The organism is Actinosynnema sp. NPDC049800 (assembly GCF_040656635.1).
Lineage (GTDB): Bacteria > Actinomycetota > Actinomycetes > Mycobacteriales > Pseudonocardiaceae > Actinosynnema.
The window spans coordinates 15633-30846 of sequence record NZ_JBFAMT010000080.1; the positions used below are offsets into that span (position 1 = coordinate 15633).

Annotated in this window: 14 protein-coding genes; 7 read left to right on the top strand and 7 right to left on the bottom strand. The window is 72.9% G+C overall.

All coding sequences use genetic code 11. The features are described 5' to 3' along the window. Positions 1-126 precede the first annotated feature (126 nt). The gene (locus AB0I91_RS41675; RefSeq protein WP_499641800.1) at positions 127-1134 is read right to left on the bottom strand and encodes a MerR family transcriptional regulator; all 1008 of its coding nucleotides are present in this window, start codon (positions 1132-1134) and stop codon (positions 127-129) included. A 189-nt stretch (positions 1135-1323) separates the two neighbouring features. On the opposite strand from AB0I91_RS41675, the gene AB0I91_RS41680 reads away from it, so the two are divergent. Next, positions 1324-1620: a WhiB family transcriptional regulator gene (locus AB0I91_RS41680; protein ID WP_033428626.1), complete on the top strand. Its 297-nt coding sequence runs from the start codon at positions 1324-1326 to the stop codon at positions 1618-1620. A 78-nt stretch (positions 1621-1698) separates the two neighbouring features. Here AB0I91_RS41680 and groL read toward each other — a convergent pair whose 3' ends face one another. After that, positions 1699-3321: a chaperonin GroEL gene (gene groL / locus AB0I91_RS41685; protein ID WP_498783457.1), complete on the bottom strand. Its 1623-nt coding sequence runs from the start codon at positions 3319-3321 to the stop codon at positions 1699-1701. Positions 3322-3402: 81 nt separating this feature from the next. After that, positions 3403-3696: a co-chaperone GroES gene (gene groES, locus AB0I91_RS41690; protein ID WP_015105192.1), complete on the bottom strand. Its 294-nt coding sequence runs from the start codon at positions 3694-3696 to the stop codon at positions 3403-3405. Between the two features lie 225 nt (positions 3697-3921). Here groES and AB0I91_RS41695 point away from each other — a divergent pair, with 225 nt between their 5' ends. Continuing rightward, positions 3922-5439 (top strand): alkaline phosphatase D family protein, encoded by a 1518-nt coding sequence (locus tag AB0I91_RS41695; protein ID WP_499641798.1) that lies wholly within the window; start codon positions 3922-3924, stop codon positions 5437-5439. Here AB0I91_RS41695 and AB0I91_RS41700 read toward each other — a convergent pair whose 3' ends face one another. Further along, positions 5440-6300: an NAD(P)-dependent oxidoreductase gene (locus AB0I91_RS41700; protein ID WP_498783453.1), complete on the bottom strand. Its 861-nt coding sequence runs from the start codon at positions 6298-6300 to the stop codon at positions 5440-5442. It lies immediately after the preceding gene. A 106-nt stretch (positions 6301-6406) separates the two neighbouring features. Between AB0I91_RS41700 and AB0I91_RS41705 the strand changes: the two genes are divergently transcribed. Then, positions 6407-9391, top strand: coding sequence for an AfsR/SARP family transcriptional regulator (locus AB0I91_RS41705; protein WP_498783451.1), 2985 nt, complete (start codon positions 6407-6409; stop codon positions 9389-9391). Positions 9392-9411: 20 nt separating this feature from the next. Here AB0I91_RS41705 and tsaD read toward each other — a convergent pair whose 3' ends face one another. The 3 genes from tsaD to tsaB are packed head-to-tail and all read right to left on the bottom strand — an operon-like array spanning position 9412 to position 11598. Beyond that, positions 9412-10464, bottom strand: coding sequence for a tRNA (adenosine(37)-N6)-threonylcarbamoyltransferase complex transferase subunit TsaD (gene tsaD, locus AB0I91_RS41710; RefSeq protein WP_498783449.1), 1053 nt, complete (start codon positions 10462-10464; stop codon positions 9412-9414). Next, complete coding sequence (gene rimI / locus AB0I91_RS41715; protein ID WP_498783447.1) at positions 10457-10915, bottom strand: ribosomal protein S18-alanine N-acetyltransferase; 459 nt, start codon at positions 10913-10915, stop codon at positions 10457-10459. The genes tsaD and rimI overlap by 8 nt, the downstream gene beginning before the upstream one ends. After that, positions 10912-11598, bottom strand: coding sequence for a tRNA (adenosine(37)-N6)-threonylcarbamoyltransferase complex dimerization subunit type 1 TsaB (gene tsaB / locus AB0I91_RS41720; RefSeq protein ID WP_498783445.1), 687 nt, complete (start codon positions 11596-11598; stop codon positions 10912-10914). Before tsaB ends, rimI begins: the two co-directional genes overlap by 4 nt. Before the next feature lie 71 nt (positions 11599-11669). Between tsaB and AB0I91_RS41725 the strand changes: the two genes are divergently transcribed. The 4 genes from AB0I91_RS41725 to AB0I91_RS41740 are packed head-to-tail and all read left to right on the top strand — an operon-like array spanning position 11670 to position 15001. After that, positions 11670-12041, top strand: a complete 372-nt coding sequence (locus AB0I91_RS41725) for a MerR family transcriptional regulator (protein WP_498783443.1) — start codon at positions 11670-11672, stop codon at positions 12039-12041. Next, positions 12029-12334 (top strand): thioredoxin family protein, encoded by a 306-nt coding sequence (locus AB0I91_RS41730; RefSeq protein WP_498783441.1) that lies wholly within the window; start codon positions 12029-12031, stop codon positions 12332-12334. Before AB0I91_RS41725 ends, AB0I91_RS41730 begins: the two co-directional genes overlap by 13 nt. A 34-nt stretch (positions 12335-12368) precedes the next feature. Beyond that, entirely contained in the window at positions 12369-13790 is a 1422-nt protein-coding gene (locus AB0I91_RS41735; protein WP_499641802.1) for an acyl-CoA synthetase, read from the top strand. Continuing rightward, positions 13787-15001 (top strand): carboxyl transferase domain-containing protein, encoded by a 1215-nt coding sequence (locus AB0I91_RS41740; protein WP_498783439.1) that lies wholly within the window; start codon positions 13787-13789, stop codon positions 14999-15001. Before AB0I91_RS41735 ends, AB0I91_RS41740 begins: the two co-directional genes overlap by 4 nt. Positions 15002-15214: the final 213 nt, after the last annotated feature.

Consider the following 15214-nt stretch of genomic DNA (forward strand, 5'->3'; position numbering starts at 1 on the left):
GTCGGACCTTCGTGGCAGGGTAAAAGCAGGGGTCCCTCTGGCGGGGACCCCTGCGGAGCAGGAGCCAGGAGCAGGGCCGGTCGAGTGCGGGGCGAGGGCGGCCAGGCCCGAGGCGGGGTGGGCGGGTCAGCAGACGGCGCGTTCGATGGCGTCCGCGGCGGTGGCGAGGTCGTTGATCCGTTCGGCCGGTTGTGGCACGACGCCGCGTTCCCAGCCCGGTCCCCCGGCGAACACGCGGACCTGTTGGCGGGTCCTCGGCAGAGCCGTCACCACACCCGGATCGGCGTAGCGCGGCAGCTGCGCCCACAGCACGACGGCCGCCGGTGCGGTGCGGCGGACGGCCGAGGCCAGGGCGTCCATCGGCAGCGCGGCGCCCAACTGCCGCACGCCGACGCCGCGCTGCGCCAACACCGCCGCCAACGGGTACAGCGGCAGGTTGTGCCGTTCGTCCGGCATGCACGCCAGCAGCACGGGACGGTGGTTGCGCGGGCCGGCCACGACCGGGGTCGCGCGGACCACGGCGGCCAGCACGCACTCCTCCACCAGGTGCGACACCTCGACCCCCGCGCCGGAGTGCTCCCACCTCGCCGCGATCGCGGCCATCACCGGCCGCACCACCTCGTCCCACGTCGTGATCACGCCGTCCGCCTCGATCGCGTCGGCCAGCAGCGTCTGCACCGCCGCCGAGTCCATCGCCAACGCCGCCCGCCCCACCCCGCGCGCCCGCCGGTTCGCCGCCTGCAGCTTCAGGCCGCGCCCACCGGTCGGCGCCGCACCACCGTCGAGCTCACCCCCGGTGAGCGACGCGGGCACGGCCGCCAGCGGCGCGCGGACCGGGCTGGCGAGGGCGTACTTGGCGGCCTCGGCGGACGAAGCGCCGCGCAGCAGGGCCCGCTGCATCAGCTCCAACCGGGCCACGTCGAGTGGCGCGTACTTCCGGTGTCGCCCGGTTGTGTGATCACTGGGTCCGAGGCCGTACCGGCGGTCCCAGGTGCGCAGCGTGGCCGGCGCGACGCCGAGCCTGCGGGCCACGGCGGCCACCGAGAGGGTCACGGAATGCGCGGGATCTTCTTCCGCCGCACCGGTTTCCTGGCCGGTTTCCGGCACGGTCCCGGTGTGGTCGGGGGGCGTCATCACGCTGACATCGTCCGTTCACCTGACGTCACCGGCAACTCCGGCACGGGCGCTCATCGATCACCCATCGTATGAATTGCCGGCAAAAGCCCCCGCACCCCCTTGAACAAGTTTTGGCGCGGTTCTACGGTGGATCATCGTTAAGCCGAATGGAGCAGTTCTCGTCCATGGGCCAAGGAGGCGGTCTCGATGGCGGACACCCGAAGGCTTCCCGGTCCCAACGCGGATCTGTGGGACTGGCAGATGCGCGGCTCGTGCCGCGGGATGGACAGCGCGTTCTTCTTCCACCCGGACGGGGAGCGCGGACCGGCGCGGGCTCGGCGGGAGGCGCGGGCGAAGGCCGTGTGCCTGTCGTGCCCGGTGCTGGAGATGTGCAGGCGGCACGCCCTGGCGGTCCAGGAGCCCTACGGGATCTGGGGCGGCCTGTCGGAGTCCGAGCGGGACAGCATCATCAAGGCGCGCAAGCGGCAGTTGACGCCCGCCTGACGCCGAACGCGCGGGAGGGACGACACCTCGTGGGTGCCGCCCCTCCCGTTCGCGCGATTCCCGACCGATAACGCCTGGTCAGTGACCGTGGCCGTGGCCGTGGCCCTGAGCAGCGGCGGCGGGCTCCTCTTCCTTCTTCTCCACGACGGCGCTCTCCGTGGTGAGCACCATGCGGGCGATGGAAGCGGCGTTGGTGACCGCGGAGCGCGTCACCTTCACCGGGTCGATGATCCCGGCCTCGAGCAGGTCGCCGTAGACCAGGGTGGCGGCGTTGAGGCCGAAGCCCCAGTCCTGCTCGCGCACCTTGTTCACCACGACGGCGCCTTCGAGGCCCGCGTTCGCGGCGATCCAGAACAGCGCCGAGCCCAGGGCCTCGCGGACGATGGCGACACCGGTCGCCTCGTCACCGGACAGGCCGAGCCCGCCGTCGAGCACCTTCGCCGCGTGCACCAGGGCCGAGCCGCCGCCGGGCACGATGCCCTCCTCGACCGCGGCCTTGGTCGCCGACACCGCGTCCTCGATGCGGTGCTTGCGCTCCTTCAGCTCGGTCTCGGTGGCCGCGCCGACCTTGATCACCGCGATGCCGCCGGACAGCTTGGCCAGCCGCTCCTGCAGCTTCTCGCGGTCCCAGTCGGAGTCCGTGGCCTCGATCTCGCGGCGCAGCTGCTCCGCGCGACCGGCCAGGTCGGCCTTGGCGCCGCCGCCGTCGACGATGGTCGTGTTGTCCTTGGACACGACGACCCGACGGGCGGTGCCCAGCACGTCGAGGTTGGCCTCGGACAGCTTGAGGCCGACCTCGGCCGCGATGACCTGCGCGCCGGTGACGACGGCCAGGTCGTCCAGGAACGCCTTGCGGCGGTCGCCGAAGTACGGCGCCTTGACCGCGACCACGCGCAGCGTCTTGCGCAGGGCGTTGACCACCAGGGTGGACAGCGCCTCGCCCTCGACGTCCTCGGCGATGATCACCAGCGGCTTGCCGGCCTCGGCGACCTTCTCCAGGATCGGCAGCAGGTCGGCCAGGGCCGAGATCTTCTCCCGGTGCAGCAGGATGCGGGCGTCCTCGAACACCGCCTCCTGGGCCTCGAGGTCGGTGGCGAAGTGCGCCGACACGTAGCCCTTGTCGAACTGCACGCCCTCGGTGATCTGGAGCTCGGTGGCCATCGAGGAGGACTCCTCGACGGTGATCACACCGTCCTCGCCGACCTTCTCGATGGCTTCGCCGAGCAGGGCGCCGATGGACTCGTCACGGGACGAGACGGTGCCGACCTGGGCGATGTTGTCGCGGCCCTTGACCGGGGTGGCCTTGGCCTTGAGGGCGTCCACGACGGCCTCGGCCGCGGCCTGGATGCCGACGCCGAGCGACATCGGGTTCGCGCCGGCGGCCACGTTGCGCAGACCGACCCGGACCATGGCCTGGGCCAGCACGGTCGCGGTCGTCGTGCCGTCGCCCGCCACGTCGTTGGTCTTGGTGGCGACGCTCTTGGCGAGCTGCGCGCCGAGGTTCTCGAACGCGTCGTCCAGCTCGATCTCGCGGGCGATGGTCACGCCGTCGTTGGTGACGGTGGGCCCGCCGAACTTCTTGTCCAGGACGACGTGCCTGCCGCGCGGGCCGAGGGTGACCTTGACCGTGTCCGCGAGCTTGTTCACGCCGCGCTCGAGTGCCCGACGAGCGTCCTCGTCGAAGCTGATCTGCTTGGGCATTGCCTACGCCTCTCTTGATGCGAAACGCCCCGGGAGCCCCGGTGAGGGGTTCGCCGGGGCGTCTTGCGTGTCAGCCGAGCGTCAGTTGATGACGGCCAGCACGTCGCGGGCGGAGAGGATGAGGTACTCCTCGCCGTTGTACTTGACCTCGGTGCCGCCGTACTTGGAGTAGATGACGACGTCGCCGACAGCCACGTCCACCGGGACGCGGTTGCCCTTGTCGTCGATCCGGCCGGGGCCCACCGCGATGACCTTGCCCTCCTGGGGCTTCTCCTTCGCGGTGTCCGGGATCACGAGGCCGGAAGCGGTCGTGGTCTCGGCCTCACTGGCCTGGACGACGATCTTGTCCTCGAGCGGCTTGATGTTCACGCTCACCGGGCTGACCTCCACGGTCGTCGAAAGCGTTGGCAGGTTGCGTTACGGCTCCTGCCACCCCGCCGTCGCGGGGGTCGGGGCGGTTGCTGGTGCCGTGCATCTAGCACTCTACCCACGCGAGTGCCAACGCTTCAACGACCCCCCGCTACCGGCCGGGTGAAGTCGTCCACTCGTGTAACACCGCCGTTCACCTGGTCGCCAACCTGGTCGGCAACGGTGTCGGGCATGACTGCGGTGACCCGACGTTCCCTGCTCATCGGCGGTGTGGCCGGTGTGGCGCTCGCCACCACCGGCGCGGGCTTCCCCAAGCTCGACGACCCCTTCACCCTCGGCGTCGCCTCCGGCGACCCCCGTCCCGACGGCGTGGTGCTGTGGACGCGCCTCGCGCCGCGGCCGCTCGCCGAGGACGGTCTCGGCGGCATGCCCGACCGGGTCGTCCCGGTGCACTGGGAGCTGGCCGAGGACGAGCGGTTCCAGCGCGTGGTGCGGCGCGGCGTGCAGCCCGCCCGGCCCGAGCTCGGGCACAGCGTGCACGTGGAGCCGTTCGGCCTGCGGCCCGGCCGCGAGTACTTCTACCGGTTCCGCGTCGACGGCCACCTGTCCCCCGTCGGCCGCACCCGCACCACGCCCGAGCCGTGGGTCCTCGGGCAGGACCTGACCATGTGCTTCGCGTCGTGCGCGCACTTCGGCGAGGGCTACTTCACCGCGTACCGGCGGCTGGCCGAGGATCACCCGGACGTGGTGCTGCACCTGGGCGACTACCAGTACGAGTACGCGGCCAAGGCGGCGGACGTGCGGCCGGTGCTCGGGCCGGAGACGCGCACGCTGGGCGACTACCGGCTGCGGCACGCGCAGTACAAGACGGACGCCGACCTCCAGCTCGCGCACTCCGTGGCGCCCTGGCTGGTGGTGTGGGACGACCACGAGATCGAGAACAACTGGGCCGACGACGTGCCCGAGCAGCCCGACCCGGCCTTCGCCGCACGGCGGGCGGCGGCGTTCCAGGCGTACTACGAGAACATGCCGCTGCGGCGCGGGGCGCGGCCCAACGGCACCGACCTGCAGCTCTACCGGCGGGCCCAGTGGGGCGGGTTGGTCAACTTCCACATGCTCGACACCCGGCAGTACCGCGACGACCAGGCGTGCGGCGACGGGTGGAAGACCTGCGCGGACGCCGGGCTGCCGACCCGTTCGATCACCGGCGCGGCGCAGGAGGAGTGGCTGCTCGACGGGTTCCGCCGGTCCCGGTCGCGGTGGGACGTGCTGGGCCAGCAGGTGTTCTTCGCCGAGCGCGACCGCAAGGACGGGCCGGAGAAGGAGGTCTCCATGGACGGGTGGGACGGCTACCTGGCCTCCCGCGACCGGGTGACGCGCGGGTGGGTCGACGCGGGCGTGCGCAACGCGGTCGTGCTGACCGGCGACGTGCACGCGCACTACGCGGCGGACGTGAAGCTGGACTGGCACGACCCGGCGTCGTCGCCGACCGTGGGCACCGAGCTGGTGTGCTCGTCGGTGACCTCCGGCGGCGACGGCAACGACACCGTCGACCAGGTGCAGCTGCGGCTGAACCCGCACATCAAGCTGCACAGCAGGCGGCGCGGGTACGTGCGGACGAAGTTCACCGCGCGGGAGATGCGGGCGGACTTCCGCACGCTGCCGTACGTGCGCACGGCCGGGGCCGGGGCCACGACGCTCAAGTCGTTCGTCGTCGAGGACCGCAACCCCGGCCTGAACCCCGTGTGATCAGCCCCGGATGACGTTGATCAGGGCGGTGAAGCTGTCCTTGGCGTGCCCCGCCGCGATGGCGCGGTCGTAGAGGGACTTCACCGCCCCGGGCAGCGTGGAATCGATCCCGGCGGCCTCGCTCGCGCCCGCCACGTGCGCCGCGGTGGCGCCCATCATGGCCGTGTTGGCGAGGTCGCCGGGGTGCTCGCCGGAGTCGACGTGCCGCGCGATGCCCGACACGTACATCGACAGCGTGGAGACGTTGTCGCTGAGGTAGGGCGCGTACCGCTCGGCCGTGACGCCCGCCGACTTCACCAGGGCGATGCCGTGCAGCATCGCGGCCAGCGAGGTGAGGAAGACGTCCAGCTGCGCCTGGTAGAGCAGCTGGGCCAGGGTGTGGTCCTCGCCCATGTAGTCGGGCCTGCCGAGCACGGCGAGCGTGTCGGCGTGCCGGTCGAAGACCTCGCGCGGTCCGCTGTAGAAGACGTACGCGTCGGGGTGGCCGACCATCTCCGCGTTCGCCATGATGCCGCCGACCAGCAGCTCCGCGCCGCGTTCGGCGAGCCAGGCGGCGGCCTTGAGGGTCTTGTCCGGCGTCTCGGAGCTGAGGTTGACCACGACGCGGCCGGCGAGGTCGACGCCGTCGAGGATCTCGTACATCGCCGCGTAGTCGGTGAGGCTGAGGACCAGCAGCCGGTTCGCGGCCACGGCGTCGGCGGCGGTGGCGGCCCGGACGGCGCCCTTGGCGACGACGGCGTCGGCCCGGGACGGGGTGCGGTTCCAGACCGTGGTCGGGTGGCCGGCGTCGAGGAACCGGGTGACCATGGCCTGGCCCATCGGGCCCAGGCCGATCAGGGTCAACGGGGTCTTGGCAGTCATGTGTTCTTCACTCCTTCGTGTGACTTCCACGGTGGCCGGTGGCGCGCACGGATCGCTGCGGGTCCGCTGGGGGTCCCCTGCGGGTGCTCCGGTTACCGTCCGGGGCGTGAGATTCGGGGTGTTGGGGCCGCTCGGGGTGTGGACGGCGGGCGGTGAGGCGGTCCGGGTGCCCGAGGCCAAGGTCCGGTTGCTGCTGGCGGACCTCCTCGCGCACGAGGGGCGGCCCGTGTCGGCGGACCGGTTGGCGTTCGACCTGTGGGGCGACGAGCCGCCCGGCAACCCGGTGAACACGTTGCAGACCAAGGTCTCGCAGCTGCGGCGGGCGCTGGAGGCGGCCGAGCCGGGCGGGCGGGAGCTGGTCGCGCACGGTCCGGCCGGGTACGCGGTGCGCGTCGATCCGTCCACTTTGGACGTCCTGCGGTTCCGGGAGCTGGTGGCCCGCGGGCGGTTCGGCGAGGCGTTGGCGTTGTGGCGCGGCGAGCCGCTGGCGGAGCTGGCGGACGCGCCGTTCCTGGCGCCGGTCCTCGCGCGGTGGGCCGAGGAGCGGTTGGCCGCGCTGGAGGAGTTCGCCGAGTCGGCTCCGGGCGAGGTGGACCTGGCGGCCGAGGTGGCGCGGCACCCGTTGCGCGAACGCTTGCGCGGGCTGCACATGCGCGCCCTCTACCGGGCCGGTCGGCAGGTCGAGGCGTTGGAGAGCTACGCGCAGCTGCGCCGGTCGTTGGCCGAGGAGCAGGGGCTGGAGCCGGGTCCCGAGTTGGCCGAGCTGCACCGGGCGATCCTCGACCACGACCTCGCGCCGGCCGCGCGGACGAACCTGCCGGTGCCCGTGACGGAGCTGGTCGGCCGGGACCGGGCGGTGCGGGACCTGTGCGGGCTGCCCCGTGACGCCCGGTTGGTCACGCTCACCGGTCCCGGCGGCGTCGGCAAGACGAGCCTGGCCCTGGAGGTCGCGCGGCAGGTGTCGGTCGCGGACGGGGTGTGGCTGGTCGAGCTGGCGGGCGTCGGCCGGGCCGAGCAGGTGGTGAGCGCGGTGGCCGACGTGCTCGGCGTGCGCGAGGACGCGTCGGGGACGGCGCTGGTGGAGGCGTTGCGCGGGCGCGAGGTGCTGCTCGTGCTGGACAACTGCGAGCGGCTGGTCGAGCCGGTCGCCGCGCTGGTCTCCCGGCTGCTGCGGGCCGTGCCGGAGCTGCGCGTGCTCGCCACCAGCCAGGAACCGCTCGGGCTGGCGTTCGAGACGGTGTGGGCCGTGCCGCCGTTGGACCTCTCGGACGCGGTCACGCTGTTCGCGGCGCGCGCTGCCGCCGCCGCGCCCGGCTTCACGGTGACGCCGGACAACGCGCCGGTGGTGGAGGCGATCTGCCGACGGCTCGACGGGTTGCCGCTGGCGGTGGAGCTGGCCGCCACGCGCGTGCGCGGGTTGGGCGTGACGGCCCTGCTCGACCGGCTGGACGACCGGTTCCGGGTGCTGGCCGGCGGGCACCGGGACGCGCCTGCCCGGCAGCGGACGTTGCGCGCGATGATCGACTGGAGCTGGGACCTGCTCGGTGACGCCGAGCGGACCGTGCTGCGGCGGCTGTCCGTGCACGTGGACGGGTGCGCGTTGGACGCCGCCGAGGCGGTCTGCGCGGGTGGCGGCGTGGCGGCCGACGAGGTGGCGGACGTGCTGGCCAGGCTGGTCGACCGGTCGCTCGTGGTCGCGCCCGAGCACACCGGTGAGCCGCGGTTCCGGCTGTTGGAGTCGGTCGCCGACTACGGGCGGGAACGGCTGCGCGAGGCGGGCGAGTTCGACCGGGTGCGGGCCCGGCACGCGGCGTTCTACCTGGCGTTGGCCGAACGGGCGGACCCCCGGTTGCGCGAGGCCGGGCAGCTGGCGTGGTTGGACCGGCTGGACGCGGACACCGCGAACCTGCGCGCCGCGCACGACGCGTTGGGGCCGGCGGACGGCGTTCGGCTGACGTCCGCGCTGACCTGGTACTGGTTCCTGCGCGGGCGGCTGCGGGAGGGTCGGCGGCTGATGACCTCGACCGACCCGGTGACGATGGCGTGGCGGGCCGGGTTCGGGGTGCTGCTGGGTGAGGCCGCGGAACCGTCGGCGATCTCGGGGACGGCGGAGATCGCGGACCCGCGACAGCGGGCGCGGGCCCGGTGGTTCCTGGGGTACGTGCTGTCGACCGTGGGCGACATGCCGTCCGCCGAGGAGTTGACCGAGCAGGCGCTGGAGGCGTTCGAGGAGCTGGGTGACGAGTGGGGTGTGGCGGCGGCGCACAGCGACCGGGTCAGCCAGGCGCTCGCCCGGGGTTCGGTGGACCAGGCGCGGGCGTCGGCTTCACGGTGTGCGGAGCTGTTCACGTCGTCGGGTGAGCGGTGGGGGCAGCTGAAGGCGTCGTTCGGGTTGGGGATGCTCGCGCAGCTGTCGGGCGACTACGAGCGGGCGGAGGCCGTGCACCGGGACGGGCTGCGGGTGGCGGAAGAGCTGCGGTCGTGGCCGGAGGTGTCGTACAAGCTGTCCTGGCTCGGACGGGTCGCGTTGACCGTCGGTGACTACGCGAAGGCGCGTGAGCTGCACGAACAGGCTCGTCGGACGGCGGCGGAGCACGGGTTCTCGCCGGGTGAGGTGTACGCGGAGACCGGGTTGGCGCTGGGCGCGCGCCGGGAGGGGCGGCTGGACGCGGCGGAGGCGCACTGGGAGCGGCTGCGGTCGTGGCACCGGCAGGTCGGGTTCGAGGCGGGTGCGACGTTGGTGCTGGCGGAGCTGGGGTTCGTGGCCGAGCTGCGCGGTGACGCGGCGCGGGCGGCGCGGCTGCAGTCGGAGGGGTTGGCGCTGGCGCGGCAGGTGGGCGACCCGCGGGCGATCGCGCTGGCGTTGGAGGGGGTGGCGGGCGCGCGGGCGTTGGCGGGTGACGCGGTCGGGGCGGCCCGGCTGCTGGGTGCGGCGACGGCGGCGCGGGCGTCCGTGGGCGTGCCGCTGCCGGCGGGCGAACGCGGTGACGTGGACCGCATCACCGCCACCGCGCGTGCCGCCCTGGGCGCGGACGCCTTCGACGCGGCCTTCGCCGCCGGCCACGCCGAAGGCCTCGGCATCGGGACCTGACGGTTCGACTCGCGCGCAGGTCAGAGGATCTGGATGGTGCCCACCGGGAGGCCGGGGGTGGTGGAGAGGTCGAGGGCGGAGGGCTTCGCGCCGGCGGCCACCAGGTGGGCGCCGAGGGCGGCGATCATCGCGCCGTTGTCGGTGCACAGCCGGGGGCGCGGGACGCGCAGCTCGATGCCCGCCTCGGCGCAGCGCTCGGCCGCGAGGCCCGACAGGCGGGAGTTCGCCGCCACGCCGCCGGAGATCACCAAGGTGTCCACGGCCAGGTCCTTGCACGCCCGGATCGCCTTGGCGGTCAGCACGTCGGCCACCGCCTCCTGGAACGACGCGGCGACGTCGGCCAGCGGGATCTCCTCGCCCGCGCGTTCCTGCTTCTCGACCCACCGGGCGACGGAGGTCTTCAGGCCGGAGAACGAGAAGTCGTACTTCGAGTCACGCGGCCCGGTCAGCCCGCGCGGGAACGCGATCGCGCAGCCGTTGCCCTGCTTGGCGAGCTTGTCGATCGGCGGACCGCCGGGGTAGGGCAGGTCGAGCAGCCGGGCCACCTTGTCGTAGGCCTCGCCCGCCGCGTCGTCCACGGTCGACCCGATCTCGGTGATCTTCTCCGCCAGGCCCTCGATCAGCAGCAGCTGCGAGTGGCCGCCCGACACCAGCAGCGCCACGCACCGCTTCGGCAGCGGGCCGTGCTGGAGGGTGTCCGCGGCGACGTGCCCCGCGAGGTGGTTGACGCCGTAGAGCGGCTTGTCCAACGCCGCCGCGTACGCCTTCGCCGCCGACACGCCGACCAGCAGCGCGCCCGCGAGCCCGGGACCGGCGGTGACCGCGATGGAGTGCACGTCGCGCAGCTCGATCCCGGCCGTCTCCACGGCACGGCGCATGGTCGGGACCATCGCCTCCAGGTGCGCGCGGGACGCGACCTCGGGCACGACGCCGCCGAAGCGGGCGTGCTCCTCGACGCTGGAGGCGACCTCGTCGGCGAGCAGTTCCATCGACCCGTCCGGGCCGAGCCGGACGATGCCGACGCCGGTCTCGTCGCACGAGCTCTCGATACCGAGGATGAGCCGGTCAGTCACGGTTCGCGGGCCTTCCCATCGTGTACGCGTCGGCGCCCGACGGCTGGTAGTAGCGGCGGCGCACGCCCAGGTGCTCGAAACCGTGCGCCAGGTAGAGGCCGATCGCCGGCGCGTTGTCCGTGCGGACTTCCAGGAACACCGGCAGACCCCGCTCGTCGGCCTGGGCGAGCAGGGCGCGCAGCAGGGTCTTGCCCACGCCGCCGCCCTGGTAGTCGGGCACGACGGCGATGGTGTGCACGCTGGACTCGAAGTCGGTCAGGCCCAGCCCCGCGTAGCCGATCAGCGTCTCGCCGACGTACGCGCCGACGTAGAAGTTGCCGTTGTCGAGCTCGCTGCGGAAGGCGTTCGCGCTCCACGGGTCGTCGCCCGGGAACAGCTGCTCCTCGATCTGCGCGCACCGCACGGCGTCCTGCCTGCGCAGCGGTGCGATCGTGACGGTGCCGGAGCTCACGCCTTGGTCACCCGCTTGCGCCCGACCGGCTCCACGGCGTCGGGACGCCGCAGGTAGAGGGGGGTGAGCGCGGCGGGACGCGCGCCGGCCAGCAGCTCGTCGGCCGCCGCCGCGACCAGGGACACCGGTGACGGGTGGCGCGCCGCGACCACCGGGAGCCCGATCACGTCGGCGTACAGCTCCGCGCCCTCGCCGGCGGCCTCGACCACGGCGGGCAGCACCGCGGCGAGCTTCGCGACCACGTCGGCGGGCCGGTCGACGTGCGGCCCGTCGGTGCGCCGGCCGGCCGCGTCGTAGGCCGCCCAGTACACCTCCTTGCGACGCGCGTCGGTGGCCACGAGCAGCGGTTTGCCGGTGGCGGCGTCCAGCGCGACGGCGTCCGGCGTCGGCACGGGGTAGACGGGCCGGTTGAGCGCCTGGCCGAGGGCGGCGGCGGTGACCAGGCCGACGCGCAGGCCGGTGAACGGCCCCGGTCCCGAGCCGCACACGATCGCGTCGAGGTCGGAGAGCCGGTGACCGGCCTCCTCCAGCGCCGCTTGCAGGTGCGGGGTGAGCAGCTCACCGTGCGCCTTCGCGTTCACCGTCACCCGCTGGGCGAGCAGCCGGGGAGGCGATCCGGGCGTCAGTTCGACGACACCGGCCGTGACGGCGGGGGTCGCGGTGTCCAAGGCGAGCACTAGCACAACTGACAAGGGTATCGGGTGGCGTGCACCACACTTGTGTTGACGTCCACGTCAAGGCGGAGGATCTACGCGTGCGCATCGGAGAACTGGCACGGCGGAGCGGCACGACCACCCGCGCGCTGCGCTACTACGAGTCCCTTGGCCTGCTGACGGCGCGCCGCGCGGCAAACGGCCAGCGGGAGTACGACGAGGACGACCTGAAGCTGGTGCACGAGATCCGGTCGCTCGCCGACATCGGGTTCGCCTTGGAGGACACCCGGCCGTTCGTGCAGTGCCTGCGCGACGGCCACACCACCGGCGACGCCTGCGCGGCGTCCGTCGAGGTGTACCGGCGCAAGGTGGCCGAGCTGGACGACTGCATCACGCGGCTGCAGGCCGTGCGGGACCAGGTGCGCGCGCAACTGCGGGAAGCCGAGCAGAGGAGCAGGCCGTGCGGACGTTGACCGACGACGAGTTCACCGGGGCCGTGGCCGCCGGGAACGTGCTGGTGGAGTTCGGCGCCGACTGGTGCGGGCCGTGCCGGATGCTGGAACCGGTGCTGGACGAGATCGACCGGGAGCGCGGCGACCTGACCGTGGTGAAGGTGGACATGGACGCGAGCCCGCGCACGGCGCGCGACCAGCGGATCATGTCCGCGCCCACGCTCCAGCTCTACCAGGACGGCCGGTTGGTGGCACAGACCGTGGGCGCTCGGCCGAAGATCCACCTGATGGCGTGGCTCGAACCACACTTGTGATGCGGGTGAGGGCCGGGAACATCACTGTATGGAGATGCTGCTGCCGGCCCTGGCCTCGCCGCCGTCCAAGATCGCCCTCCGGTTCCCCGACCGGGAGCTGACGTACGAGCAGTTGGCGCGCGAGGCGCGGGCGGTCGCGGCCGGGTTGGCGGGCAGGCGGCGGGTCGCCGTGTGGGCCCGGTCGACGCCCGAGACCTGCGTGGTGGTCGTCGGCGCGCTGCTGGCGGGGGTGCCGGTCGTGCCGCTCAACCCCAAGATCGGGGAACGGGAGCTCGCGCACATCCTCGCCGACAGCGCGCCGGACCTCGTGATCGACGACGAGCTGCCGTCCGGACCGGTGGTCGACCTGCCGGAGCCGGACGGCGAGGCGCCCGCGCTGATCGTCTACACGAGCGGCACGACAGGTCCACCCAAAGGCGTGGTGCTGCCGAGGCGTGCGTTGGCGACGAACCTCGACGCGCTGGCGGCGGCGTGGGCGTGGACCGAGGACGACGTCGTGGTGCACGGCCTGCCGCTGTTCCACGTGCACGGGCTCGGCGTCGGGGTGATCGGGCCGTTGCGGCGCGGCGGGACGGTGCGCCACCTCGGGTCGTTCAGCGTGGCGAAGGCCGCCGAGGCGTTGGGCGACGGCGGCACGATGCTGTTCGGCGTGCCGACCATGTACCACCGGATCGCGGCCGAGCCCGAGCACGCCGAGGCGTTCGGGAAGGCCCGGTTGCTGGTGTCCGGTTCGGCCGCGCTGCCCGCGTCGGTGCACGAGCGCATCGAGCGGCTGACCGGCCAGCGGGTGGTCGAGCGGTACGGGATGACCGAGACGTTGATGAACACCAGCGTGCGGGCGGACGGCGACCGGCGGCCCGGCACGGTGGGGTTGCCGTTGGACGGGGTCGAGCTGCGGGTCGTGGGCGGTGAGCCCGGCGGCGGGTCGGGTGGTCAGTCGGGTGATCAAGCGGGTGGTCAAGCGGGTGGTCAAGCGGGTGGTCAAGCGGGTGGTCACGCAAGTGATGAGCCGGGCGAGATCGAGGTGCGCGGGCCGAACCTGTTCCTGGAGTACCTGAACCGGCCGGACGCCACGCGCGAGGCGTTCCGCGACGGTTGGTTCCGCACCGGTGATTTGGCCGTGGTCGAGCCGGACGGGTACGTGCGGATCGTCGGCCGGCGCGCCACGGACCTGATCAAGAGCGGTGGCTACAAGATCGGTGCGGGCGAGATCGAGAACGCGCTGCTGGAGCACCCGTCGGTGGCCGAGGTGGCGGTGACGGGCGAGCCGGACGACGACCTGGGTGAGCGAGTGGTGGCGTGGGTCGTGGCGAACGGCGAGCCGCCCGCTCCGGAGGTGTTGAGCGATCACGTGGCCCGGCTGCTGTCGCCGCACAAGCGGCCGAGGGTGGTCCGGTACGTGGACGCGCTGCCGCGCAACGACATGGGCAAGGTGCTGAAGCGGGAGCTGCGGTGAACCCCCTCGGCTGGCCGGGCTACGAGGCCCAGCTCGACCGGGCGCGGGAACGGTCCGGTGGCGTCGAGTCGGTGTCGTGGCGACGGCGGCCGCGCTCGGTGGAGATCACCTTCGACTTCCGGTTCCTCGGTGGTTCGATCGGCACGGCCGCCGGCGCGTTGATCGAGGAGGCGTTCACCGAGGCGCGGCAGGCGTGGCTGCCCGTCGTGTCCCGGATCGCCACCGGTGGGAGCCGGATGCAGGAGGGGATGCTGTCGTTGCGGCAGCTCCAGCGCGTGGCGCGGCTGTGCGCCGTGCACCGGGAGGCCGGTCTGCCGCACGTGTCCGTGCTGCGCGACCCGACCACCGGTGGGCTGTGGGCGTCGCTCGGCGCGGGGGCGGACGTCGTGATCGGGGTGTCCGGCGCGCAGGTGGGGTTCGCGGGCAGCCGGGTGCGCCCGTCGGACGACCCCGCTTACACGGCGGAGGGCCAGTTCGCGGCGGGCACGGTCGATCTCGTGGTGGAGCCCGAGGACGTCGACGCGACCGTGGCCAAGATCCTCTCCCTGATCACGCGCGGTGACGCCGTGCCTGCCGAGGTGCCGCGCGCTCTTGGTGCTCAAGAGCTGCCCGTGGACGGGTGGAGCGCGGTGCTTCGGGCGCGCGCGGCGGACCGTCCCCGTGCTGCGGCTTACCTCGACGACTACTTCGACTCCCGGATGCCGATCAGCGGCGATCGGGCGGGTGGCGTGGACGCCGGGATGCTGTGCGGCATCGGGCGGCGGGGCGAGCGGGCGATCGCGTTCGCCGCGCAGACCGGCACGGCCAACACCCCGGCCGGTTTCCGCACCGCGGCTCGGCTCGTGCGGCTCGCTTCGCGGTTCGCGCTCCCTGTGCTGACTTTGGTGGACACTCCGGGCGCGGCCAACGACGCGGCGGCCGAACGGGCCGGCGTCGGCGCGGCGATCGCGGAACTGTTCGCCGCCGTTGCGGAAACGCGGGTGCCGATCACGACTTTGGTCATCGGGGAAGGCGGTTCCGGTGGGGCGTTGGCGCTGTCGTCGCCGGAGCACACGTGGATCACTCCGGATGCCTATTTCTCGGTCATCGCGCCGGAACTGGCTGCGGCGATCCTGAAGCGCGACGACGTGCAAACGCTTGCCGACGACTTGCGGTTGCGGCCACAGGACTTGGTGGAGCTCGGGGTGGTGCGCGGCATCTCGGAACGTTGAGCACCGGGTTGGTGGGTCGCCGAGCCTTAAAAGCATTAAAGATTAAAAGCGTCCTCGCCGGACGGGCAGATCAGCAGGATGACCCCTGGTACGGCGGTCAAGCGCCGGGTCCGTCGTGGGTCCGGGCTCCGTGTCATCCCACCGACCTCCCTCCGGGCTACCACACGTATCAAGGGGGCAGCCATCAGCGCACCACCGGGCAAAGGACGCACA

Excerpts from the sequence above, each read along its gene's own strand:
- AB0I91_RS41675 (WP_499641800.1), bottom strand. The coding sequence starts at position 1,134 with ATGACGCCCCCCGACCACACCGGGACCGTGCCGGAAACCGGCCAGGAA.
- AB0I91_RS41680 (WP_033428626.1), top strand. The coding sequence starts at position 1,324 with ATGGCGGACACCCGAAGGCTTCCCGGTCCCAACGCGGATCTGTGGGAC.
- groL (WP_498783457.1), bottom strand. The coding sequence starts at position 3,321 with ATGCCCAAGCAGATCAGCTTCGACGAGGACGCTCGTCGGGCACTCGAG.
- AB0I91_RS41695 (WP_499641798.1), top strand. The coding sequence starts at position 3,922 with ATGACTGCGGTGACCCGACGTTCCCTGCTCATCGGCGGTGTGGCCGGT.
- AB0I91_RS41700 (WP_498783453.1), bottom strand. The coding sequence starts at position 6,300 with ATGACTGCCAAGACCCCGTTGACCCTGATCGGCCTGGGCCCGATGGGC.
- AB0I91_RS41735 (WP_499641802.1), top strand. The coding sequence starts at position 12,369 with ATGCTGCTGCCGGCCCTGGCCTCGCCGCCGTCCAAGATCGCCCTCCGG.